A 23,810-nucleotide genomic window follows, 5' to 3' on the forward strand; every position below is an offset into this window, starting at 1 on the left:
AAAAAATGAGACTTTTTGTCTTGTTTTTTGCTCAATTATTGACGCTACAATGATTCACCGACAAATCAAGAACCTTTCTTACCTAAGGGAAAGATGACCGAGACTGACCGTATACCAACCAATTTACGCACGTTGATGATCTTGGAAGTGCTGGGTCGCAGCGATCGGGCTATGAGCGCGACGGAGATCAACACAGCGCTGGGCTTGCCCAAACAGACAGTGCATCGGTTGTGCGCAACGCTGGAGCAGACTGGATTTTTGACGCGGCAAGGCAATTCGCGGCGGTTTCAAGTGGCGCGGCGGTTGCGAGAGTTGGGGGCTGGATTGCTGTACAATTCGCGTGACCACATCGCACGACGCCAGATCCTCTTGGATGTGGCAGATCAGATTGGCGAGACCGTGAATTACGTTGTGCCGGAAGATGCGGGCATGAGTTATTTGGATCGTGTCGAGACGGATTGGGCGTTTCGTATTCAACTGCCAATTGGCACGCATGTGCCGTTTCACTGTACGGCAAGCGGGAAAAGCTTCCTTGCCAGCCTTGCGCCGGCGGCACGCAGAAAATGTGTTGCATCGCTTACTTTACAGCGGATGACACCGGCGACACATACGTCGCAAGATACCCTTCTTGACGAATTGGAGCTGATTGCAAGTCGTGGGTATGCCTTTGATGAAGAGGAGTTTTTAGAGGGTATGGTCGCGATGGCCGTTCCTGTGAAAGATCCGGCCGGTCGCTTTGTTGCCGCGCTTGCCTATCATGGGCCGACGCAACGTGTGGTGCTCGCAGAGGCTGTTAAGCAAGTCGATGTTTTGCACACAGCAGCCAAGCGGCTGAGTGTCGCGCTTTTTGGCGAGCACTAGGCGTTTCAGGCACATCTCAGACGTGCACAACGCGCAAAAGGAAAAGCCCCGCACGTTTGTGCAGGGCTTTGAACTGTTTCACTTGGCGCAGAGATCAGGCGCCGACCATGCCGACAATTTCATAGGTTTTCTTCAAAATCGGTGCAGCTATTTCACGCGCTTGACCTGCGCCGTGGGCAAGGATTCTGTCGATTTCTGCTTGGTCTTGCATCAACCGTGCCATTTCGGTGGAGATTGGCGCAAGCTTCTCAACCGCCAGCTCTGACAGCATTGGCTTGAATTCAGAAAATTGTTTGCCACCCACATCCGCGAGAACCTGTTCGACAGATTGCTCAGACAGACCGGCGTATATATTCACCAAATTGCGCGCCTCTGGGCGGTCTTCCAGACCTTTGGCTTCAGAAGGCAGGCCTTCTGGATCGGTTTTCGCCTTGCGAATTTTCTTGGCGATGGTGTCCGTATCATCCGTCATGTTGATGCGGGAGGCATCAGAGGGGTCAGATTTGGACATTTTCTTTGAGCCATCACGCAATGACATAACGCGGGTGGCTGCGCCTTCGATCACAGGCTCCGTCACCGGGAAGAAGTCTACACCGTAGTCATGGTTGAACTTCAGCGCGATGTCACGGGTCAGCTCCAGATGCTGTTTCTGATCCTCACCGACAGGCACGTGAGTGGCGTGATATACGAGAATGTCAGCCGCCATAAGAGCCGGGTAAGCAAACAGGCCAAGAGATTGGTTCTGTGCGTTTTTTCCAGCTTTGTCTTTCCATTGTGTCATGCGCTGCATCCAACCCATGCGGGCGATACAGTTGAAGATCCATGCCAATTGCGCGTGTTCGGCAACCTGACTCTGGTTGAACAGGATCGACTTTGCAGGGTCGATGCCCGCCGCAATAAAGCCTGCGCAGAGCTCGCGGGTGTTGGCCGCCAGCGTGGCTGGGTCCAAGAGCTTTGCTGTGATCGCGTGCTGGTCGACCATGCAATAGACGGTCTCATGAGAGCCCGCATCCTGCATATCGACAAAGCGCTTCATTGCACCGAGGTAATTGCCCAGCGTCAGGCCGCCCGAGGGTTGAATCCCGGAAAAGACGCGTGGGGTAAAGGTGGAGGACGTTTGGACCGCCTCGTTCATAGGAATACTCCGTCTGGATTTGTTAACGCGCTTGGCTTACCTACGGTGTCAAACCCCGTCAAGAAGGACGGGCAAGGAGTACAGGCATGTCACATCCCGACGATCAAAGCCCCATCAACCCACTGCCGCCCGTTGTGACGGCATTGTTCCTGATTCTGGCAGGGGTGGAGGCCGTGTTGTGGCTCGGCTCCAAGGGGATACTGGGCGGGCCTACCGCAGTGGGTTGGCGGCTTGAAACCATTCAACGCTATGCATTTTCCGCAGAAATTTATGACTGGATGGTAACCACCGGCAATTGGCCGATGGAACATGTTGTTCGATTTGTGAGCTATTTGTTTGTGCACGGAAATTTCACACACGCGCTGTTTGGCGGTGTTTTGCTTCTGGCGATGGGCAAAATGGTTGGGGAAGTGTTTTCTGGTTGGGCGACACTCGCGATTTTCCTGTTGTCCGGTGTGATCGGGGCCTTTGGCTATGCTGTGGTTTTGGACAGCGAGATCCCGCTGCTCGGGAGCTATCCCGGGGTCTATGGCCTGATTGGCGCATTTACTTTTTTGATGTGGACCCGGCTCGGCGCAGTTGGCGCGCCACAGGCACGCGCGTTTTCGCTCATTGGCATGCTTGTGGGGATTCAGCTGATCTTTGGCCTCATCTTTGGCGGAGCGCCAGATTGGGTTGCGGATGTGATCGGATTTGGCACAGGGTTTGCCATATCTTTTGTTCTCACACCGGGTGGCTGGCAGCGCATCGTGGAAAAAATCCGCCGCCAGTAGAGGCGCATTCTAAGCGGGGTTTTCGCTGTCGATTTTGCGAACAGCGAGCCCCAATGCCAGTGCGCTGACGCCGTTGGACAAAAGTTCAATGGCGAGAAGCACACCGAGCAGAACCGTCGCGGACTGCGGGAAATTGTTCAAAACCATTAAGCCGAGGGCGACTGAGATCACGCCTGAGAGCACGAGGGCCAAGCGGGCGCTGCCTTGGAAATTCAAAAGACCAAAGCCCAATTTGAACGCACCGGAGACAAGGAACAGGATCCCGGCGATCAGTGTCAGCGATAGTAGGCCTTTGAGCGGCTCACCGATGATATGAACACCAATCACTGTGGCGATGAGGCCCAAAAGGCTCCCCACAATTTTCGCGCCAGTTGTCTCAGCTCTGAACGCGGCGAAGACCTGTAGCAACCCCATGATCACAAAACTCCAGGCCACGAACAAGGTGGCTGTGATTGAGGCCGCAAACGGATACACCAGCGCAACAATGCCCAGAACGATGGCCAATACGCCAACAATCATCAATAGGACAGAATTTTTCATTTCCCACTCCATACATAAATCTATGGATCCATCTAAGGGCGAGTGCGCGGGCGTAAGCAACCGTTTATCTTTAAAACATCAGCCTTTGCCGCGCTTTGCTGCGCTTCGAAGGTCCTGCATGTCAAAAGCGCCGATCACTCGGCCAACCAAGGCGTAGATCGAACCGCTGAGTACGACAAGAAGGCCGAGAGCAAGGTAGCGCCACCCCTCTGTGCCAAGCCAGGGTGTGAAGATCACCGAAAGCCACCAGAGCGCGCCGCCCATGACAGTGGCTGCAATACATATGCGCCAAAGACGGCGCCTCAATCTGTCGTCAAAGCGCGCGACGTCTCCGAATATACGTGCGCCAAAAGCAAGCTGAAACACCATGACCCATGCGGCGACGGTTGTTGCAATCGCAGGAGCGAGCCATGAAAGATAGGGGGAAAGACCAACAGCCAAAACAGCATTGATCACCATGGCCCAAACTGCGTATCGAAATGGGCGTTTTGTGTCTTCGCGTGCGAAGAAGAGTGGTTGAAGCAATTTCTGGAGCACAAAGGCTGGCAGGCCAACGGCATAGATCGCAAGTGCGACGGCGATGGCTGCGCTGTCGTCTGCGCCGGTTGCACCACGTTCAAACAGCACCGAAACCAACGGCAGTGGGATCACCAAAAATGCCACTGCGCAAGGGATTGTCAGGAACATGGAAAATTCACCCGCACGCGAAAAGGCATAGCGCGCACCTTCATCGTCGTTGGCTTTGAGGCGGCGGGAAAGATCCGGCAGCAAAACGATGCCGACCGCGATGCCAATCACACCAAGCGGCAGCTGATAGAGGCGATCAGCGGCGTAGAGCCAGCCCAAGGCGCCTGTGGTGTCAGAGGCCACAATTTGACCGACCATCAGGTTAATTTGTACGACGCCGCTTGCCAGAGCCGCAGGTACAGCAATACGCACCATTTCAGACATGTCTGAGGTGTAGCGGGGGCGTTTAAGCCGAATTTTCAGGCCCGCCTTGCGGGTTGCCGTCCAGACCAGCGCAAGCTGCAGAATTCCGGCAACCGGGATTGTCCAAATCAGCCATAAAACAACTTCACCACCGATCCAATGTCCGATCAGCAACGCGGGAATGATCAGAATATTGAGCAAAGTTGGGGCCGCGGCGGCCGCTGCGAACCGCCCGGTGGCATTCAGAACACCGGAAAACAGCGCGGCTAGCGACATGCACAGGATATAGGGGAAAACAATACGCCCATAGCTGACAGTAAGGTCGAAACGCCCATCACCCACGAAACCCTCTGCCGTGAGCCAAACGAGTGCGGGCATGAAAATCATACCAAGCGCGGTGAGGCCAAGCACTGCTGCCGCCAGCAGACTTAACGCATCACTTGCAAAGCCTTCCGGATCTTCTTTGCCTTCGTATCGTTTGGAAAACATCGGCACAAACGCGGCGTTGAATGCGCCTTCGGCGAAGAAACGGCGAAACATATTGGGGAGGCGGAACGCGGCGACAAAGGCATCCATAACGGGACCTGGACCGATCAGCCCTAACAACAGGATTTCGCGTGCAAAACCGAGGATGCGGCTCGCCAAGGTCCAAAACCCAACAGTCATAAAGCCGCGCATCAGGCGGATCGGCGTCATGCGTTGGCCCTTTCTGCGCCAATTTTGATCGCGTCGCGTAGTTTTTTCTCAAGTGCCTTTTGTTTGTTGTCTGCGTGAAATTTCAGGCCGAACATGTCTTTTACATAAAAGGTGTCCACTACCTGTTCACCAAAGGTCGCAATCACGGCGGAGGCGATATATACATTTGAATTTGCAAGTGTCCGCGTGAGATCAAACAGCAGGCCCGCGCGATCGCGGGTGTCCACCTCGATGATGGTGTAGATCTCTGAGCCCTCGTTATCAAAGGTGATGGTTGTGGGAACATTGAAAGCCCGTTCGCGCTTCTTGATCACGTCACGGGATTTAATCGCCTCTGTTGTCACCACTTCACCGGCCAGAGTTTTCTCAATCGTCTGACGTAGGCGGGGCAGGCGCGCGGCTTCATAGGGCTTGTCTTCGGCATCCTGGATCCAGAAAGCCGCCGTGGCGTAGCCATCTTTTGACGTAAATGTGCGCGCATCCACGATGTTGGCGCCGACAAGCGCCAATGCTCCACACATGCGGGAAAAGATCCCGGGATGGTCCGCCATCGCAAAGCAGACCCGGGTGGCGTCGCGATCATCATCCGGATGCAGGTCGATACGGACCTCGTCATCTGGGATATCGCGGAGCAGGGCTGCGAACACCTTGTGTGCCGTGATGTGCAAGCCTTGCCAATAAGGTTCATAGTGGCGGCCCGTCTCTTTCTTCAGGTCTTTGGGGGACCAGTCGGAAAGTTCCTTGCGCAACAGTTTTTTCGCTTGCGCGCCGCGGTTTTCGCGTGTGATTGCCTCCATCCCGTTTTCAAGGACGAGTTTGGTCTGACCATAAAGCGCGCGGATCAGGACGGCTTTCCAGTTGTTCCACGTATCAGGTCCCACGCCGCGAATATCGCAAACCGTTAGAACCGTGAGGAGGTTCAAACGGTCTACGGTTTTCACTGCTTTGGCAAAGTCGCGCACAGTGCGTGGGTCAGCAATGTCGCGTTTCTGCGCCATATCGGACATTAGCAAGTGATAGCGCACCAACCATTCGACGGTTTCGCTTTCGGATTTGTTGAGGCCCAGTGCCGGGGCCACTTTACGCGCGATTTGAGCGCCAAGCACCGAATGGTCGATATCCCTGCCTTTGCCGATATCATGCAGGAGCATCGCAACCATCATCACCTTGCGATTTATGCCGTTTTTCAGAATTTCGGAGCTGAGGGGAAGCTCAGATTGCAGTTCTTCGCGCTCAATTTCCGCAAAATTTGAGATCACCTGAATGGTGTGTTCATCCACAGTATAGGCGTGATACATATTGAACTGCATCATCGCGACGATGGGCTCAAACTCCGGGATAAATGCCGACAAAACGCCAAGCTCATTCATGCGGCGTAGGGCGCGCTCCGGGTTGCCATGTTTAAGCAGCAGGCCAAGAAAAATGCGCTGTGCCTCTTTGTCCGCGCGCACTGTTTCATCAATCAGATGGAGGTTGGCAGTTACCAGGCGCATTGCATCCGGATGGATGAGCATGCCCGTGCGCAATGCCTCTTCAAAAAAGCGCAATAGATTGAGAGGGTCGGCTAAAAATGCAGCCTCATCAGGAACATCCAGGCGGTTGTGCGTGACGGTGTAGCCCGCTTTCACGCGTGGGCGACGCCGGAAAATGCGCTCTAGAAGCGGTTCGGCCTTGGCGTGAATCGCCTCAAGTTTCGTGAGCAGGATGCGGGTGAGATCGCCAACGGAGGTGGTGTGCCGGAAATAATCCTGCATAAAATGCTCAACTGCGCGCCGCCCTCCTTTGTCACTGTAGCCCATGTTGTCTGCAACTTCGACTTGCATATCGAAAGTGAGTTGCTCACTCGGACGTCCAGCGATCAGGTGCAGGTGGCCGCGTACGGCCCAGAGAAAGTCCTCAGCCGAAATAAACCGGCTCAGCTCGTCTTCTCGAAGGACTTCTTTGGCGACAAGTTCGGAGACGTCAGAGATGTGGTAGACATATTTGCCAATCCAAAAAAGCGTTTGCAGATCGCGCAGCCCGCCCTTGCCCTCTTTCACATTGGGTTCGACCACATAGCGTTGACCCTGTTTGACATGTCGCGCGTCTCGTTCATCGAGTTTTGCTTCGATAAATTCGCGTTCTGTACCTTGAAACAGGTCTTCTTCTAGACGTGTTTTGAGTTCGGCGGCGAGCGGTTCAAAACCGCGCAGGAAACGATTTTCCAAGAGTGCGGTACGAATGGTGAAATCTTCGCGCCCCAAACGCAGGCAGTCCTTCACCGTGCGAGAGCTGTGTCCTACTTTAAGGCGCAGATCCCAGAGAATGTAGAGCATGGATTCAATCACACTCTCAGCCCAAGGGGTGATTTTGTAGGGCGTCAGGAACAGAAGATCGACATCTGATTGGGGCGCCATTTCTCCCCGGCCATAACCGCCAACCGCAAACAGCGAGAGGCGCTCTGCTTCTGTTGGGTTTGACAGGGGATGAAAGCGCAGGGTGGCCGCGTGAAATGCCGCTGCGATCAGGCAATCCGTCAACCAAGAGTATGATCGCGTCATCGCGCGCGCCGCATGTGGGCGTTCGCGAAAGGACGCAGCGATCTGGATCATGGCCGCTTTTCGTCGGGCCATCAACAGGGTTACCAGCTCTTTGCGGAGCTGTGTTTCCTTGCCCTCCTGGGAGAGGATTGCACGCAATTCTTCCTCAACTTCAGCGCAGTGGAAGATGTCGTCTGGTGTACAAATCAGCCCCGCTTTCGGCGGGGCTGGAAAGAGATTATCGGCGTTAGAGGCCAGCGCCTGCAAAATTTGTTGGGGCAGGGTCAATGATCACCACCTTCTTGTCACGGATCGTGGCAACAGCCAGACCGCGCTCGTTTGTTCCATCATTCCGTAGGCGGAAAATGCCATTCACGCCTTGAAAACCAGCCCCTTGTGTCAGTGCCGAAGAGGTAAGCGCATCCGAATTGCCTGCTTTCACAAGGGCACCGATGGCCGCGATGCCATCATATGCCAATCCACCAATCGGGTGTGGCAGTCCACCATAGCTTTGCGCATACCGGCTTTGGAACTGATCTGTCAAAGCAGGATCGGGCATGGCGAACCAGCCACCCTGCACGCCTGGCAGTTCAAGGGTTTGCGCCGGGATGTCCCAGCGCGTGAGGCCCATGAACTGCGTGGTGTCAGGACCAAGCCCAGCTTCTGGCATCAGCTGCGTCAGAAGTGGCAGCGCACCTGAGGTATTGGATGTCAGAAACACAGCATCTGCGAGATTCTGCTCGGCAGTCTGTTTGATCACGTTGACCGCAGCGACCACGCCCTTTTGCGAGAATTCGTAGCTGACAGACCCCGCAGCGCGTGCACCTTGCGCTGCAATTGCGTTGTTGATTGCGGTGTTGCCAAGTTCACCAGCGCTGTTTTGCGCATAGACGGACATGATCCCATCTTTGCCATTCGCGCGTGCATAGGCGACCAGCCGATTTGCCGTGTTGTCAAATGTTGGCCCCAGGACGAAAAGGTTGCCGCCAGCGATGGTTGTGTTGTTGGAAAAGGACAGCACATTCACGTTTTTGCTGGCCACAGCAGTTGCCGCGGCATTTGCCGCTTCGCCAAAGACTGGACCAAGGATGATTTTTGCACCCTCATCCACGGCTTTAAGCGCCGCAGCCTGCGCCGTACCGGGATCGCCTGCAGTCGCATAGACGCGCAGGTCAATCTGTACGCCATCCAAATCAGAAATTGCGAGTTTCGCAGCGTTTTCGAGGCTTTGTGCCAGCAGGGCATCGCCAGAGTTGCTTGAACCGGCAGGCACAAGCAACGCAACAGGAACGGGAGCACTTGGCGAAATACGCTGGCCTGTGTTCAGGCTGGACGGGTCACATGCTGCCATGGCAAGAACCGCAGCACTAAGCGCGGCCCCTTTTACAAAGCGCTTGGCAGGTTTAAGAAAAGACAAAATTGGCAAAGCTCCACTCCCGTTGGGGTCGCGCCCGTGATTGAGCCCCGGCCGCGTTGGTGCGAATAATAAACGAGTGGAAAGGCGGGTCTACCCATGAAATTTCAAACGGTTAAATTGCAGCCCGGGTTGTACTTTGTCGCCACACCTATCGGCACCGCACGTGACATCACATTGCGCGCGCTGGACATTTTGGCCTCCGCCGATGTGATCGCCGCGGAAGACACCCGTTCCATGAAAAAGCTGCTGGAAATACACGGGGTCTCGCTGAATGGGCGTCCGGTTCTGTCGTACCACGATCATTCTGGCGAGGGGGCTCGGGCCAAACTTTTGGCGCATCTGGAGGCGGGGCGCTCGGTCGCTTACGCGTCTGAGGCGGGCACGCCTTTGATAGCCGATCCGGGTTATCATCTTTCTGTTGCAGCGTCTGAGGCGGGGCATCTGGTGACAAGCGCGCCGGGTCCAAGTGCGATTATCACGGCATTGTCGCTTGCCGGCTTGCCGACGGATTCGTTTTTCTTTGCTGGATTTTTGCCAAATGCAAAGAAAGCGCGACAAACGGCATTGGAGGCGCTGCGCGAGGTGCCGGGTACATTGGTTTTTTACGAATCTCCTAAACGTGTCGCTGCGATGGTGGCCGATGCGGCGGAGGTGCTTGGCGGCGGACGGCAAGCTGCCGTCGCGCGGGAGTTGACCAAGAAGTTCGAGGAAGTTCTGCGGGGAAGCCTTTCGGATTTGGCTGGCGAATTGCCTGAGCGCCAGATCAAAGGGGAAATCGTTGTTCTGATTGATCGTCAGCGTGGTGAAGCGGCAAGCGAGGATGACGTAGAAGATGCCTTGAGGGATGCGCTTGAAACACTGTCGGTGCGGGATGCCGCGGATGCCGTGGCCAAAGCCTATGGAATCAACCGGCGCAAAGTGTATCAATTGGCGTTGAAGCTTCAGAAGGCGGAGTAAGTTCAGCCGAAAGGCAGTGCAATGGGTGACAAGCGCAGGGCAGATACCGGGCTCAACAACTATCTGGCAGGCGCAGCGGCAGAGGATGCCGTTGAACGCCACTATCTTGACCTTGGGCTGAGGCTTGCTCGGCGCCGCTGGCGCAGCAAAGCTGGCGAAATTGATCTCATTTTTCACGATGGAGAGACGCTGGTCTTTGTGGAGGTTAAGAAAAGCAATTCTATTGAGGCTGCAATGGCACGCTTGTTGCCAAGACAAGTTGCGCGTTTGCGCTTGGCCGCAGAAGATTTTGCCGGGCGCGCGCCGCAGGGGTTGCTGACAGAGATGCGATTTGACCTCGCGCTTGTGGATGATCAGGGCTGCGTTCACATCCTCGAAAATGCGCTTTGTTAGACGTCTGCCCCCATTGCAAGCGGGGCAGGCATGGGCCATGTAGTTTGAGCAACTCAAGAGGTCTTTGACATGAAAATTGCCTTCCAGATGGATCCGATCACCGCCGTTGACATCAACGCGGACAGCTCTTTCCGCATCGCCGAAGAGGCGCAGGCGCGGGGTCATGAGCTGTTTTACTACTCCCCTGATCATCTGGCTTATGAAGAAGGTGAAATCACCGCGCGGGGGCATTCAATGGTGGTGCGGCGCGAGCAGGGCAATCACGTGGATCTTGGCCCGATGGAACGGGTGAACCTTGCCGACTTTGATGTGGTCTGGCTGCGTCAGGACCCGCCGTTTGACATGCACTACATCACCAGCACGCATCTGTTGGATCGGCTGGCGGGCAAGGCGCTGGTGGTGAATGATCCGTTTTGGGTGCGCAACTACCCTGAAAAACTACTGGTCCTTGATTTTCCAGAGCTGACGCCGCCAACGACGATTGCGCGCGATCTGGACACCATCAAAGAGTTCAAGGCCAAACATGGCGATGTGATCTTGAAGCCGCTTTATGGCAATGGCGGCGCCGGGGTGTTCCGATTGGATGCCAATGACCGAAACCTCACCTCCCTGCATGAGTTGTTTACAGGCTTCAGCCGCGAGCCGCTGATCGTGCAGAAGTTTCTGCCGGATGTGAGCAATGGCGACAAGCGCGTCATTCTTGTGAATGGCGAGCCTGTGGGGGCGATCAATCGCGTGCCCGCGGCGGGGGAAACCCGCTCCAACATGCATGTGGGTGGGCGGCCCGAGAAAATCGGGCTGACAGAGCGTGATCTGGAAATTTGTGCAGCGATTGGCCCATTGTTGCGTGAGAAAGGTCAAATTTTCGTCGGTATCGACGTGATTGGTGACTATCTGACGGAAATCAATGTGACCTCTCCCACCGGTATTCAGGAGCTTGAACGCTTTGATGGTGTGAACATCGCCGAGAAAATCTGGGAAGCGATTGAAGCCAAAGTGGCCTAAATGTCTTGGGCGCTGCTCAGGCGGAAGCTGATGGCTTCCGCCAAATGGGGGCGGCGCACGGTGTCGCTTTGATCCAGATCGGCAATTGTGCGCGCCACACGGAGCACGCGATGGTAGCCGCGTGCTGAGAGACCGAAGCGCTCCGCCACATGGCTGAGCAGGCTGCGGCCCTCCGCGTCAGGTGTTGCGATTTCTTCCAGCTTTTGGCCATGGACATCGGCATTCACGCGAATTGTTGGGTCGTCTTGTCCAAAGCGCGCGGTTTGACGGGCCTGCGCAGCCGATACGCGTGCGGCCACGGTTTCTGAGGTGTCCCCGTCATTGGGTAAATCGAGATCTTGAAAGCTGACCGGTGGCACTTCAATACGCAAATCTAGCCTGTCCAGCAGCGGCCCTGACAGGCGACCAAGGTAGTCCTGCCCACAGTCTGGGACACGGGCGCAGGCTTGCGCTGGATCGAACATATGACCGCATCGGCAGGGGTTGGCTGCCGCGATCAGCATGAACTTGCAAGGATAGGTCACATGGGCGTTCGCGCGGGCGATCATGACCTGACCGGTCTCTATGGGCTGTCTCAGGGTTTCGAGTACGGGGCGGCTGAACTCCGGCATTTCGTCCATAAACAGCACCCCATTGTGAGCGAGGGAGATTTCGCCGGGGCTGGCCCGTCTGCCGCCTCCCACAATTGCGGCCATAGAGGCGGTGTGATGCGGTTCGCGAAACGGGCGGCTGCGCGAGATGCCGCCTTGGTCCAACAGGCCTGCGATGGAATGGATCATCGATGTTTCCAAGGCTTCTGCGGGGCTGAGAGGCGGCAGGATGGTGGGCAGGCGCGCCGCGAGCATGGATTTGCCGGATCCCGGAGCTCCCACCATGAACAGGTGATGGCGCCCAGCAGCTGCGATCTCCAACGCGCGTTTGGCGCGTTCCTGGCCTTTGACGTCGCGCAGATCTCGGGCGTTTTTGGGGGTGTGCACTTCGCCGGGCTCAGAGGGTTTGAGGGGGGATTGGCCACTGTAGTGGCGCACCACATCCGCCAGTGTGGCTGCGCCGATCACCTGAGTGGCGGCAACCCATGCCGCCTCGGGGCTGGATACTGCCGGGCAGAGCAGGGTGCGGTCTTCCTCTGCGGCGCTCATGGCGGCAGGCAGCGCTCCAGTGACGCCGACAAGAGAACCATCAAGGGAAAGCTCTCCCAAGCTGACGGTGCTTTCTGAGGCGTCTTCGGGAATGATGCCGATGGCTGCGAGCAGTGCGACTGCGATTGGCAGATCAAAATGGCTTCCTTCTTTGGGGAGATCCGCCGGGGAGAGATTGATGGTGATGCGTTTGGAAGGCAGTGCAATCGCCATTGATGCGAGCGCCGAACGGACGCGATCGCGCGCCTCAGAGACGGCCTTGTCTGGCAACCCGACGATTGAGAAGGCTGGCAAGCCAGGCGTGAGTGCGCATTGCACCTCAACTTGATGGGCCTCAACCCCTTCAAATGCAACAGTGTACGCACGCGCAACCATGCCAAACCCCACCACCAAAACCGATTAACAAACCTTAAAGAATTGGTAGCGGAGGATGGTTAGCGAAAGGTTAACTTAACATGGTCACTGGCATCAGAGGATGGCTGTGAAAGCGGGCCAAACCTCTGGGTTTGCAGCAGTTTTGTCTCTGCAGAACGCGTTGCAAAAGCCGAAAATACGCCCGTCCATTTCCATAAAATGGGTCACGGGTTTGCCTGAATAGGGGCATGTGGTGTTTTCGGAACTTGTGGCCGCAACTGGGATCGCCTTGCGTGGGGTTGGGCCGGGCCAAGCGCGTGTTGCATAGTCTTTGGCATACCAAGGCAGTGTCTGACCTTGGACCATGCCCATGGCACGCCAGCGGCGGAATGCGGGGTCTGCGAGATGGGCCGCAACATAGGACTGTGCCATTTCGCCCATGGGCAGATTGTAACCAGCAATGCGTGCAGCGACTGGTGCAAAAAACGCATCCGCCGCGCTGTAGTCGCCACAGAGCCAAGGGCCGTCCGCGCCGTAAGCGGCGCGTGCGTGTGCCCAAATGGTTTCCAGCCGCGCAAGATCCGCCAAAACGGCGTCTGAAGGCAAAGCATCTTCATAAGACAGACGCAGGTTCATCGGGCAGTCATTGCGCAAGGCAAAGAAGCCTGAGTGCATTTCAGCGGTCAGATTGCGCGCGGTTGCGCGGGCGGCTGGGTCTTTGGGCCAAATGCCTGCCTCTGGGTGGCGGGTGGCAAGCTCTTCTGCAATGGCAAGACTGTCAGACAGGACCGCGCCGTCAGGGAGCTTGACGGCCGGCACAGTCCGTGCCGGCGCGATTTCGCGGAGTTGTGCAGCCACAGACTGATCAGAGAAGTCCACCAACGTTGTGGTGCGTTCAATGCCGAATTTTTCAAATAAGAGCCAGCCACGCAGCGACCAGGACGAATAGGCGTAATCGCCAATGTAAAGATCGTATGTCATGCGATGAAGCTAGCAAAGCCCAATTCATCACAAAAGCAAAACGTTTTGATGGTTTGTATCAAGATGTGTGATTTATTTGGGTTGTCTTCCACCCAGCTTCTGTGACTTTAAAGGAGGTTACAGAAAGATTGTCGATACGATGGCTAAACGCCTCTTCCGCTGTGAGCATCTCGCCGCGCTGTACTTGCGTAAGGATGACGCCAAAGTGCACGACCGCGATCAGTTTGCCCCCTTTGTGGGTTTCGATCAAGCGATCAATGGCGTGGTTCACGCGGGCGCAGACCTCGTTCCAGCTTTCGCCGTTTGGGGGGCGCACATCGCCCGGATTCTCCCAATAGGCCCGCGATAGGACGGGGTCCTCTGCTTCGATCTCTTTGAAATTCTTAAGCTCCCAATCGCCGAAGTGAATCTCACGCAGCTGTGGGTCGTGTGGCAAGCGCAGGCGTTTGCGTTGAATTGCGTCTGCCGTGGTGACGCAGCGTACAAGATCTGAGCTGACTACAATGCCATCGTCGGGCAGGTGATCGGAGAGGCGTGCCAGCGCGTCTGTATCAGACAGGTCGGCAGGCAGGTCAGACCAGCCGACCATCGTCTTTGCATGGGTTGGCCCATGTCGCACCAGATGCAGCTCAGTCATGGCAGCTGTCCTTTCAGAACCATAGGCAACCCGGCAACCACCAAAACGGCCAGATCGGCTTGGTGCGCAAGTGCCTGATTAAGCGCGCCCTGCGCGTTGCGAAATTGGCGGGCAAGTTTGTTTTCTGGCACCACATCCAGACCGACTTCGTTAGAGACGACCACCACACTCGCGTGGCAGTTGCGCAGGGCGGTAAGAAGATTGTCTTGCTCAGTGGCCAGATCGTTTTCAGCCATAAGGTGATTTGACAGCCACATGGTGGCGCAGTCTAGAAGAACCACCGCATTCGCGGGTAAATTCAAGAGCGCCTGTGCTGTTTCCAGTGGAGATTCAATGGTTTGCCAGTCTGGTCCCCGCTGAACCAAGTGTTTTTCAACCTTCGCCTCCATCTCTGCATCAAAGGCCTGCGCGGTTGCCAGATACATCCGGGGCTGGCCGGTGGACACCACCAATTTTTCTGCAAAAACAGATTTTCCTGACGCTGCACCGCCAAGTATAAGGCTCAGTTTTGGAAGCATTTCGGCGTCCTTTCCAAGAGTTGGCGCACCCTGCGGTAAAGCGCATGGGAGGGCAAGCGTGAAATCAGCAGATCACGCGAGGGATCTGAACCGGACTTGCATCCACCGAACAGGGGCGTATTGGTAAAGCCATGAAACAGATGGTGACAGCAGCTGCTTTGGCGTTTGCCTTGGCAGGCGATGCAGCAAAGGCAGAACAGCTTGACCATACCCTTCTGCAGGGTGTGGATGTGGTGTTCTTGGGTGAGGTTCATGACAATCCGGTGCACCACAGTGCGCAGGCAGGGGCAACGCTGGCGCTTGCGCCAAAGGCCATGGTCTTTGAGATGTTGACGCCAGAGCAGGCGGCGCTTGTAACCCCGGAGTTGCTGGATGACGAAGCCGCCTTAGGGCAGGCATTGGCTTGGGATGACAGCGGTTGGCCCGAGTTTTCCATGTATTATCCAATATTTGCTGTCTCAGGCGGTGCGCGGATTTATGGTGCGCAGGTGCCTCGTGGTCTGGCGCGCGAGGTGCTGTCGAGCGGAAACATGGACGCGGCCATGGCTGGGGAAGCGTCGCAATATAAGCTGACAGAGCCTTTGCCAGAAGCACAGCAAACGGAGCGTGAAGCGCTGCAAATGGAGGCGCATTGCAACGCGTTGCCAGAGGAGATGTTGCCGATCATGGTGATGGCGCAGCGGTTGCGGGATGCGCGTCTGGCGCAGTCTGCCACACAGGCACTGCGCGAGACCGGCGGACCGGTTGTGGTGATCACCGGCAATGGCCATGTGCGCAACGATTGGGGCGCGCCAACTCTGATGGATCCAAGCATTTCGGTGGTGACATTTGGTCAACTCGAAGCCGAGCCTGAAACTGCGCCGCCCTATGACACATGGGTGGTCACGGCGCCCGTTGAGCGCGAAGACCCTTGTGCGGCTTTTCAGTGAGTGACCCGATTGTGGGATGACTTGTTTCTGTAGGCTCTGCAGCCTAACCTTTGCCAAATCGGCGTAGAAAGGTCCGCTAAATGCTGACGAACAAACGTATTCTTCTGATCATTTCTGGCGGCATCGCGGCCTATAAATCGCTGGACTTGATCCGCAGGTTGCGCGAACGCGGCGCGCAGGTCACGCCTGTGTTGACACAATCTGCCGAAGAATTTGTGACCCCGCTTTCGGTTTCCTCACTGGCGGGATCGCAGGTTTATCGGGATTTGTTTGACCTGACGGATGAGGCCGATATGGGCCACATTCAGCTGTCGCGATCTGCTGATTTGATTGTCGTCGCCCCTGCCACGGCGGATTTGATGGCAAAGATGGCGCACGGGATGGCCAATGATATGGCCTCGACATTGCTGTTGGCGACGGACACACCTGTTTTGGTGGCTCCGGCGATGAATGTGCGCATGTGGGACCACCCGGCAACGCAGCGCAATCTGGCGCAGCTCAAAGGGGACGGGATCTCTTTTGTAGGGCCCAATGAGGGCGACATGGCTTGCGGTGAATTTGGCCCCGGCCGGATGGCGGAGCCGATGGAGATTGTTGAGGCTGTGCAACGTGCTACATCGGCTGGACCGTTGGTTGGTAGGCGTATTTTGGTGACATCGGGGCCGACCCATGAGCCTATTGATCCGGTGCGCTATATTGCCAATCGCTCGTCTGGGGCGCAGGGCAGTGCGATTGCTGATGCGCTTGTGAAACTGGGTGCTGACGTTGTTTTTGTGACCGGCCCCGCAGATGCTGCGCGGCCCGCAGGGGTAGAGCTGATTGAGGTGGAAACCGCTCAGGAGATGCTGACCGCGGTGCAGAAGAACCTTGCAGTGGATGCGGCGATTTTCTGTGCGGCTGTGGCAGACTGGCGTGTCGCAAGTGCTTCTGACAGAAAGATAAAAAAGACCAAGGGTGGTTTGCCTGTTCTGGAGTTTGCTGAAAACCCGGACATTCTTGCAACTGTGAGCCAGATGCCCACGGGGCGCCCGCCACTGGTCGTTGGATTTGCGGCGGAAACCGATGATGTGATCGAAAACGCCACTGCGAAACGTATTCGCAAGGGGTGCGACTGGATCGTGGCCAATGACGTGAGCCCGGCAACTGGAATTATGGGCGGCAGCGAAAATGCAGTGACCCTGATTTCCAACGAAGGATCAGAGGCTTGGCCGCGCATGGGCAAGACTGAAGTGGCCGAGAAACTGGCGGTGCGCCTAGCAGACGCCCTAGGGGCATGACCCGCAAACGCGGGGTCTCTGGCGGGGATATTTGAGGAATGAGAAGATATGGTAGCGATTAAGCTGAAATGGTTGGACGGGGCGGATCAGGCGCTTGGATTGCCATCCTATGAAACTGCGGGGGCGGCTGGCGCAGATGTGCGGGCGAATTTTGCAGAGGAGAACAGAGGGGGGCTCACACTGGAGCCTGGCACGCGCGCGTTGATTCCCACTGGTCTTTCTCTTGAAATTCCATTGGGTTACGAGGTTCAGCTTCGCCCGCGCTCTGGATTGGCGCTTAAGCAGGGGCTGATGCTTCCGAACTCACCCGGCACCATTGACAGTGACTATCGCGGTCCACTTGGGGTTATTGTAATGAACGCCGGGCAGGATGCGATAGAGATCAGCCATGGCATGCGCATTTGTCAAATGGTGGTGGCGCCCGTTGTGATGGCAGATTTTCAGCTTATTCAGGAGCTTAGCGACACAGACCGTGGGACCGGAGGCTTTGGCTCCACTGGGGTCGGCTGATGCTGCTTGTTCTTGTGATAGCGGCGGTTTTGTGGGGGATCGGCCTTTTGATGGGGGCTCCCAAATCTGCGCGCTTGAGCATGATTTTTATTTTATATCTTGCCGTTATCGGCGTTCAGGCGACCTTTCCGCAAGGGCATCCTCTTGTTGTTTCGACGGGTGGCAGTCTTGCGATGTGGCTGATGATCGGTGGTGCCGTGGCTTTGGTGCTGGCCTATTCAACAGCGCTGCAGAAATTGCGCCAAAAAGCGGACGCAAGGGCCGCAGAGGAAACGCAGGATACAGCCGCAAAAAGCGTGTTTTCAGACACCGAACTCAACCGATACGCCCGCCATGTCGTGTTGCGCGAAATTGGTGGGCTCGGGCAGAAAAAACTCAAAGATGCCAAGGTCTTGGTCATCGGTGCCGGGGGGCTGGGATCGCCCGTTCTGCTGTATCTGGCGGCCGCTGGTGTTGGGCGCATCGGCGTGGTGGATGACGATGTGGTCGACAACTCAAATCTGCAACGACAGGTGATCCACAAAGATGATGCGATTGGCACGCCTAAAGTGCTGTCAGCAGCGGAGGCGATGGTGGCGCAAAACCCTTTTGTGCAAGTGGTGCCATACCCTCGGAGGTTGACTGTTGATGATGCGGAGGAGATCATTGGCGAGTATGATCTTGTGCTGGATGGTACGGATAATTTTGACACACGATACTTAGTAAATGAAGTCTGCGTAGATCAAGGTAAGCCACTGATTTCAGGGGCTTTGTCCCAGTGGGAAGGGCAGCTCAGTGTCTTTGATACAGCCAGCAATACGCCCTGTTATCAGTGTATTTTCCCAGAGGCCCCCGCGCCTGAGCTGGCGCCAAGCTGCGCAGAGGCTGGGGTGATTGGACCGCTGCCAGGGGTTGTGGGAACGATGATGGCTGCGGAGGCAATCAAAGTTATCACCGGAGCTGGTGCGGCCTTGCGCGGTGAGATGATGATCTATGACGCGCTTTGGGGCGAAACACGAAAAATAAATCTGAAGCGTCGCGCGGGTTGCCCTACCTGCGGGCGGCGTTAACCATAAAATTCAACGTCGGTATTGCGTCTGTATCGCGGCGGTAAAGCGACGGTGCAAATTTCGGTGCACGGGATGCGTTAACCTTTGTGTACGCTGCCTGTTGCGTGGCAGTCGCAGGCGATTGCGGCCCCGGCATGGGCTGCTAAGATCGTCGTCAAAGGAGATTCCCGAATGACCAATCCGCTTCTGTCCCATTGGGACACCCCATTTGCGCTCGCGCCATTTGACAAGATCAGCGATGAGGATTTCGCACCTGCGTTTGCCGAAGCGCTGGAGACGCATAAAGCAGAGATTGCGGCCATCGCTGACAATGCGGCGGCGCCGACGTTTGCCAATACAATTGAGGCGATGGAAGCGGCAGGGAGTGGGCTCGACAAAGTGCTGTCGGTGTTCTTCTCTGTGGCAGGGGCGGACAGCACACCAGCACGCGAGGCTTTGCAGCGAGAGTTTTCCCCGAAACTGGCGGCGCATGGTGCGGAGATTTCTGCGAACAAGGCGCTGTTTGGCCGGATCAAAGCGGTATGGGATGCGCGCGAGACGCTTGAGCTGTCAGAGGAGCAGCAGCGGGTATTAATGCTAACCCATCGGGGCTTTGTGCGCGGTGGCGCCGCGTTGGAAGGCGCGGATGACATTCGCATGAAAGAGATCAAGTCCCGACTGGCGGTGTTGGGCACGGACTTCACCCAGAACCTGCTGGCGGATGAACGCGACTGGTACATGACTCTGACAGAGGATGATCTGGAAGGGTTGCCCGGTTTTGTGGTGGATGCAGCGCGCGCTGCGGGAGAGGAGAAAGACGCGGGTGGCCCGGTTGTGACCCTGTCGCGGTCCCTGATCGTGCCGTTTTTGCAGTTTTCTCCACGACGCGATTTGCGCGAGAAAGCCTTCGCTGCTTGGGCCGCACGTGGTGCGAATGGCGGGGAAACGGACAACCGAGAGATCGCTGCGGAGATCCTTTCGTTGCGCCAGGAGCGGGCGGCACTGTTGGGATACGGCAGTTTTGCAGATTATAAGCTTGAAACAGAGATGGCAAAGGCGCCCGGTGCGGTGCGGGATCTGTTGATGGCGGTTTGGGAACCGGCCAAGGCACGCGCCGAAGCAGATGCCGCTGTGCTGACCGAGATGATGCATGCGGATGGTGTGAATGGTGATCTGGCCCCATGGGACTGGCGGTATTACGCAGAGAAACGGCGCAAGGCGGAGCATGATCTGGATGAGGCGGCGTTGAAGCCTTACCTGCAATTGGACCGGATGATCGAGGCGAGTTTTGCCTGTGCGACGCGCCTGTTTGGGCTTGCGTTCAAGCCGCTTGATGTGCCGCTCTATCACCCGGATTGCCGTGCCTGGGAGGTGACGCGCAACGGCGCGCATGTGGCGGTGTTTATTGGCGACTATTTTGCGCGGGGCGGCAAACGCTCGGGCGCGTGGTGTTCGGCCATGCGGGGGCAGGCGAAGTTCCCGGAGGTGCAGGCGCCTGTGGTGATCAATGTCTGTAACTTTGCCAAAGGCGATCCTGCGCTGCTGTCTTATGATGATGCGCGCACGCTGTTCCATGAGTTTGGTCATGCGTTGCATCAGATGCTGTCGAATGTGACCTATGAGAGCATTTCGGGCACCTCTGTTGCCCGTGACTTTGTGGAGTTGCCGAGCCAGCTTTATGAGCATTGGCTGGAGGTGCCTGAGGTTCTGGCAGAATATGCCACCCATGCAGAGACCGGCGCGCCGATGCCTGAGGAGATGCTGAACAAGGTGCTGGGGGCGGCGAATTTCGATCAGGGTTTCGCCACGGTGGAATATGTGGCTTCGGCGCTGGTGGATCTGGCGTTCCATGAAGGCGCAGCACCCGGTGATCCGATGGCGCGGCAGGCGGAGGTTCTGGCGGATCTTGGCATGCCAGCGGCGATCACCATGCGCCATGCGACACCGCATTTTGCCCATGTCTTTGCCGGGGACGGCTATAGCTCTGGCTACTACAGTTACATGTGGTCAGAAGTGATGGATGCGGATGCGTTTGAAGCTTTTGAGGAAGCTGGGGGCGCTTTTGATGCTGATACGGCGAAGGCGCTTGAGACACATATCCTGTCTGCTGGAGGATCGGTGGAGGCCGATGAACTCTACAAGCGTTTCCGGGGTCGATTGCCAGATGTGGAGGCGCTCTTGAAAGGGCGCGGTCTGGCCGCCTGAGGGATCTGAAGTGTTGAAAAACCCCGCGCACTCTTGTGACTGCGCGGGGTTTTTTGTGGCGAGGTAAGCCGGGCTCTGAGGTCAACCGATAACGTCGTGACCCCGGTTCTGCATGCAGCGGATCAACACATCGCGCCGGGTGTGATCCCGCTCTGATGCGGCTTCAGCTGAACCAACAAGCCCGCCAACAGCCGCGCCCACAACGGCGCCTTCCAGAGCGTCATCTGCGTCTGCTACGCCAATCAAGCCGCCGACAACAGCGCCCGTGGCGGCGTATTCAGTGCCGGTGCCGTCAGTAAATGTCGCTGCTTTGGTGTGGCAGTGGGCATAATCATCATCAAAATTGGCATTGCGCGTGCCGTCCACCGTGAGGGGGCGGTCCACTGGTGCTGTGCAGGCCCCAAGGACCATGGAGGCGCAAAGGCAGGCGAGCAATGCATTGTGGGACAGTTTGCGGTTGGTCATGTGTCATTCCTTTGAAAATCGGTTTGTCTTGATGGCGGCTACCTAAGAGGAGTCGTTTTTCAGTTCAAGAGGAAAGTTTTATGTTTTACGATAAAATTTGCATGTAAGCTTTAATTGCTTTAGTGAGAGGCAACAACTTTTGGAGCAAAATCATGAAATTAGTGGCTCGCCTCGCCATGTTAATCACCATTGTCTATTTCACATTCGGCTGGTCTGTTTTGTGGGTCAGCGCGTTTCAGGGGCAGGGGGAAATGCTGGCGGACGCGTTTGACTTGCCGCTGGATATGCCAGTGCCTGGCGCCTTGGCGTTGGTGGTGGGGATGATCATGATGTGGCCCGCGCTGATCAGTCTTGCGCTTGGTTTCTGGGCGCTGGACCGGATTTTATTGCTGCGTGACCCGCAGGATTTCTCGCGAATGGGAGACCACTTGCGCCGCTGTGCATGGGCTTTTCTTGGGTTTTGGCTGCTTAATGCGCTGAATGTGGCCATGCAGCCGATTGTGCTGACCGCGCATCTTGCCCCGGAGATGCGCCCAGAATTTGAGCTGATCGACATAGATGTTGATGTGGTGTTCCTGGTTCTGGCGGCGGTGTTTCTGGCGATCAGTCGATCGCTCAAACAGGCGCAAGAAATTGCTGACGAGAACAGCCAGTTCCTGTAGGAGGCCGCATGCCCATTCGCATCAATCTCGACCTTGAACTGGTGAAACGCAAAATGACCTCGCGCGAGTTGGCGCAGGCCATTGGTTTGACGGAAACCAATCTGAGCCTGCTCAAGTCTGGCAAGGTGAAAGGTATTCGTTTCAACACATTAGAGGCGATCTGCGCGCATCTTGGATGTCAGCCAGGTGACATTTTGGAGTATGTGCCGGAAGAGGAGTAGGTATCACGGGCACTTCCCCTGCCACATCCGCGATGTGGCGACTTCGGGATTTTTTCAGAATGAAAAAAGCCCGGGCGGTGCGGCCCGGGGTTTTATGTGTTTCTGATGCGCAAGGGGCGCGTCAGATGGTTTGATCGTACTCGCCAACACCGGGTTCGGTGCGGATGACAGCGTCAATGTCAGCGAAAATGGCGCGCATTTCCGCTTCGCTTTCGGCACTTTCAATCACAACAACGAGGTTGGGGGTGTTGGACGAGGCGCGCACGAGGCCCCAGCTGCCATTTTCGAGAATGACGCGGGCGCCGTTGACGGTGACGACCTCTTTGATGACGCGGCCCGCGATGGTTTCGCCAGCCTCATGTTTGGCCACCAGTTTGGCCACCAGACGTTCGAGAATGTCGTATTTCTCGGTGTCAGAGGCATAGGGCGACATGGTGGGGGTGGACCATGTTTTCGGCAGCGCTTTGCGCAGGTCAGACATTTTCATGTCTGGATTGCGGTCAAGCATTTTGCAGACTTCCACGGCAACACGCATGCCGCAGTCATAGCCGCGGCCAATCGGTTCGGCGAGGAAGTAGTGACCGGATTTTTCAAAGCCTGCCAATGCGCCGAGTTCATGCACACGGCGTTTCATGTGGCTGTGGCCGGTTTTCCAGTAGTCGGTTTTGGCGCCGGTCGCGAGCAGGTCAGGATCTGCGGCATACAGGCCGGTGGATTTCACGTCCGCCACAAAGGTTGCGTCGGGATAGATTTTGCCCAGATCCTTGGCCATGATCACGCCGACCTTGTCGGCAAAGATTTCTTCGCCTTCGTCATCCACCACGCCGCAGCGGTCGCCATCGCCATCAAAACCAAGCGCGAGATCGGCGCCGGAGGCTTTCACGCTGTCAGACATGTCGTGCAGCATCAGCATGGCTTCGGGGTTGGGGTTGTAGTTGGGGAAGGTGTAGTCAAGCTCACAATGGCTCTCGACCACCTCAACGCCGATGCGTTTGAAGATTTCGGGCGCAAAGGCGGCGGCGGTGCCGTTGCCTGTGGCGCAGACCACCTTGAGCGGGCGCGACATTTTGAAATCACCCACCAGATCGTCAATGTAGGCTTCGCGCACGCCGTCCACGACCTCATGCTTGCCGCCGTCATGGGCGTCAAAATCACCATTCAAGACGATGTCACGCAGTTCCGCCATCTCATCCGGGCCATGGGTGAGAGGCTTCTCAAAGCCCATTTTCACACCGGTCCAACCGTTGGGGTTGTGGGAGGCGGTGACCATTGCCACAGCGGGGGCGTTGAGATGAAACTGAGAGAAATACGCCATTGGTGACAGGGCAGGGCCAATGTCTTTGACATGAATGCCCGCCTTCATCAGACCGACGATCAGCGCCATTTTGATGGCCACAGAATAGTCGCGGTAGTCATTGCCAACGGCGATCACCGGCTCAATCCCACGGCGGCGCATTTGAGTTCCGAGACCGAAGCCAAGCGCAGTCATGCCAGGTAGGTTGATCTCTTCCGGAAACTGCCAGCGGGCGTCATATTCACGAAAGCCGGTTGGCTTGATCATCGGATCGCGCAGAAATTCCCATGTATTGGGACGCACGTCGGCAATCGGTTTCTTCATGTCAAATACTCTCTACTAAAATATGCTTCGGGATCGTCGG

General features: G+C 56.5%; 23 protein-coding genes. 12 read left to right on the top strand and 11 right to left on the bottom strand.

Translation table 11 applies throughout. From position 1 onward, the window contains the following. The first annotated feature begins 93 nt into the window (after positions 1–93). Positions 94–861: an IclR family transcriptional regulator gene (locus PJL69_RS16635; RefSeq protein WP_271310672.1), complete on the top strand. Its 768-nt coding sequence runs from the start codon at positions 94–96 to the stop codon at positions 859–861. A gap of 94 nt (positions 862–955) precedes the next feature. Here PJL69_RS16635 and trpS read toward each other — a convergent pair whose 3' ends face one another. After that, positions 956–1,996, bottom strand: a complete 1,041-nt coding sequence (gene trpS / locus PJL69_RS16640; RefSeq protein ID WP_271310673.1) for a tryptophan--tRNA ligase — start codon at positions 1,994–1,996, stop codon at positions 956–958. Between the two features lie 86 nt (positions 1,997–2,082). Between trpS and PJL69_RS16645 the strand changes: the two genes are divergently transcribed. Continuing rightward, on the top strand, positions 2,083–2,769 hold the full coding sequence (locus tag PJL69_RS16645; RefSeq protein ID WP_271310674.1) for a rhomboid family intramembrane serine protease: 687 nt from the start codon (positions 2,083–2,085) through the stop codon (positions 2,767–2,769). A 9-nt stretch (positions 2,770–2,778) separates the two neighbouring features. On the opposite strand, the gene PJL69_RS16650 is transcribed toward PJL69_RS16645, so the two are convergent. The 4 genes from PJL69_RS16650 to PJL69_RS16665 form a co-directional block, all read right to left on the bottom strand. After that, positions 2,779–3,309, bottom strand: a complete 531-nt coding sequence (locus PJL69_RS16650) for an HdeD family acid-resistance protein (protein WP_271310675.1) — start codon at positions 3,307–3,309, stop codon at positions 2,779–2,781. A 78-nt stretch (positions 3,310–3,387) separates the two neighbouring features. Next, the gene (gene murJ, locus PJL69_RS16655) at positions 3,388–4,935 is read right to left on the bottom strand and encodes a murein biosynthesis integral membrane protein MurJ (RefSeq protein WP_271310676.1); all 1,548 of its coding nucleotides are present in this window, start codon (positions 4,933–4,935) and stop codon (positions 3,388–3,390) included. Further along, positions 4,932–7,742, bottom strand: a complete 2,811-nt coding sequence (locus tag PJL69_RS16660) for a [protein-PII] uridylyltransferase (protein WP_271310677.1) — start codon at positions 7,740–7,742, stop codon at positions 4,932–4,934. Before PJL69_RS16660 ends, murJ begins: the two co-directional genes overlap by 4 nt. After that, positions 7,702–8,874: a penicillin-binding protein activator gene (locus PJL69_RS16665; RefSeq protein ID WP_441347504.1), complete on the bottom strand. Its 1,173-nt coding sequence runs from the start codon at positions 8,872–8,874 to the stop codon at positions 7,702–7,704. Before PJL69_RS16665 ends, PJL69_RS16660 begins: the two co-directional genes overlap by 41 nt. Before the next feature lie 93 nt (positions 8,875–8,967). On the opposite strand from PJL69_RS16665, the gene rsmI reads away from it, so the two are divergent. The 3 genes from rsmI to gshB all read left to right on the top strand — a co-directional run bounded on the left by rsmI (position 8,968) and on the right by gshB (position 11,226). After that, positions 8,968–9,828 carry a 16S rRNA (cytidine(1402)-2'-O)-methyltransferase gene (gene rsmI, locus PJL69_RS16670; RefSeq protein ID WP_271310679.1) on the top strand — a complete coding sequence of 287 codons (861 nt, stop codon included), beginning with the start codon at positions 8,968–8,970 and terminating at the stop codon, positions 9,826–9,828. A gap of 21 nt (positions 9,829–9,849) precedes the next feature. Next, on the top strand, positions 9,850–10,221 hold the full coding sequence (locus tag PJL69_RS16675; RefSeq protein ID WP_271310680.1) for a YraN family protein: 372 nt from the start codon (positions 9,850–9,852) through the stop codon (positions 10,219–10,221). A gap of 69 nt (positions 10,222–10,290) precedes the next feature. Continuing rightward, positions 10,291–11,226, top strand: coding sequence for a glutathione synthase (gene gshB / locus PJL69_RS16680; protein WP_271310681.1), 936 nt, complete (start codon positions 10,291–10,293; stop codon positions 11,224–11,226). Here gshB and PJL69_RS16685 read toward each other — a convergent pair. The 4 genes from PJL69_RS16685 to cobU form a co-directional block, all read right to left on the bottom strand. Beyond that, positions 11,223–12,740 carry a YifB family Mg chelatase-like AAA ATPase gene (locus tag PJL69_RS16685; protein ID WP_271310682.1) on the bottom strand — a complete coding sequence of 506 codons (1,518 nt, stop codon included), beginning with the start codon at positions 12,738–12,740 and terminating at the stop codon, positions 11,223–11,225. The two genes, gshB and PJL69_RS16685, sit on opposite strands and share 4 nt — an antisense overlap. 93 nt (positions 12,741–12,833) lie before the next feature. Then, on the bottom strand, positions 12,834–13,700 hold the full coding sequence (locus PJL69_RS16690; protein ID WP_271310683.1) for a glutathione S-transferase: 867 nt from the start codon (positions 13,698–13,700) through the stop codon (positions 12,834–12,836). Between the two features lie 58 nt (positions 13,701–13,758). Further along, the gene (locus tag PJL69_RS16695; protein WP_271310684.1) at positions 13,759–14,337 is read right to left on the bottom strand and encodes a histidine phosphatase family protein; all 579 of its coding nucleotides are present in this window, start codon (positions 14,335–14,337) and stop codon (positions 13,759–13,761) included. Then, the gene (gene cobU, locus PJL69_RS16700) at positions 14,334–14,855 is read right to left on the bottom strand and encodes a bifunctional adenosylcobinamide kinase/adenosylcobinamide-phosphate guanylyltransferase (RefSeq protein ID WP_271310685.1); all 522 of its coding nucleotides are present in this window, start codon (positions 14,853–14,855) and stop codon (positions 14,334–14,336) included. The genes PJL69_RS16695 and cobU overlap by 4 nt, the downstream gene beginning before the upstream one ends. A 131-nt stretch (positions 14,856–14,986) precedes the next feature. Between cobU and PJL69_RS16705 the strand changes: the two genes are divergently transcribed. The 5 genes from PJL69_RS16705 to PJL69_RS16725 all read left to right on the top strand — a co-directional run bounded on the left by PJL69_RS16705 (position 14,987) and on the right by PJL69_RS16725 (position 20,804). Next, positions 14,987–15,784, top strand: a complete 798-nt coding sequence (locus PJL69_RS16705; protein WP_271310686.1) for a ChaN family lipoprotein — start codon at positions 14,987–14,989, stop codon at positions 15,782–15,784. Between the two features lie 80 nt (positions 15,785–15,864). Then, positions 15,865–17,061: a bifunctional phosphopantothenoylcysteine decarboxylase/phosphopantothenate--cysteine ligase CoaBC gene (gene coaBC / locus PJL69_RS16710; protein ID WP_271310687.1), complete on the top strand. Its 1,197-nt coding sequence runs from the start codon at positions 15,865–15,867 to the stop codon at positions 17,059–17,061. Between the two features lie 48 nt (positions 17,062–17,109). Next, positions 17,110–17,571, top strand: a complete 462-nt coding sequence (gene dut / locus PJL69_RS16715) for a dUTP diphosphatase (RefSeq protein ID WP_271310688.1) — start codon at positions 17,110–17,112, stop codon at positions 17,569–17,571. After that, on the top strand, positions 17,571–18,620 hold the full coding sequence (locus PJL69_RS16720; RefSeq protein ID WP_271310689.1) for a HesA/MoeB/ThiF family protein: 1,050 nt from the start codon (positions 17,571–17,573) through the stop codon (positions 18,618–18,620). Before dut ends, PJL69_RS16720 begins: the two co-directional genes overlap by 1 nt. A 171-nt stretch (positions 18,621–18,791) precedes the next feature. Continuing rightward, complete coding sequence (locus PJL69_RS16725; protein WP_271310690.1) at positions 18,792–20,804, top strand: M3 family metallopeptidase; 2,013 nt, start codon at positions 18,792–18,794, stop codon at positions 20,802–20,804. A gap of 81 nt (positions 20,805–20,885) precedes the next feature. On the opposite strand, the gene PJL69_RS16730 is transcribed toward PJL69_RS16725, so the two are convergent. Continuing rightward, the gene (locus PJL69_RS16730) at positions 20,886–21,269 is read right to left on the bottom strand and encodes a glycine zipper family protein (protein WP_271310691.1); all 384 of its coding nucleotides are present in this window, start codon (positions 21,267–21,269) and stop codon (positions 20,886–20,888) included. Positions 21,270–21,421: 152 nt separating this feature from the next. On the opposite strand from PJL69_RS16730, the gene PJL69_RS16735 reads away from it, so the two are divergent. Continuing rightward, positions 21,422–21,931, top strand: a complete 510-nt coding sequence (locus PJL69_RS16735) for a hypothetical protein (protein ID WP_271310692.1) — start codon at positions 21,422–21,424, stop codon at positions 21,929–21,931. Between the two features lie 8 nt (positions 21,932–21,939). Continuing rightward, entirely contained in the window at positions 21,940–22,152 is a 213-nt protein-coding gene (locus PJL69_RS16740) for a helix-turn-helix domain-containing protein (RefSeq protein ID WP_058241470.1), read from the top strand. Positions 22,153–22,273: 121 nt separating this feature from the next. Here PJL69_RS16740 and PJL69_RS16745 read toward each other — a convergent pair whose 3' ends face one another. Beyond that, on the bottom strand, positions 22,274–23,770 hold the full coding sequence (locus PJL69_RS16745; RefSeq protein ID WP_271310693.1) for a phosphomannomutase/phosphoglucomutase: 1,497 nt from the start codon (positions 23,768–23,770) through the stop codon (positions 22,274–22,276). Between the last annotated feature and the right edge of the window lie 40 nt (positions 23,771–23,810).

The sequence above is a fragment of the Shimia sp. MMG029 genome (assembly GCF_027947445.1).
Classification (GTDB): Bacteria; Pseudomonadota; Alphaproteobacteria; order Rhodobacterales; family Rhodobacteraceae; genus Shimia.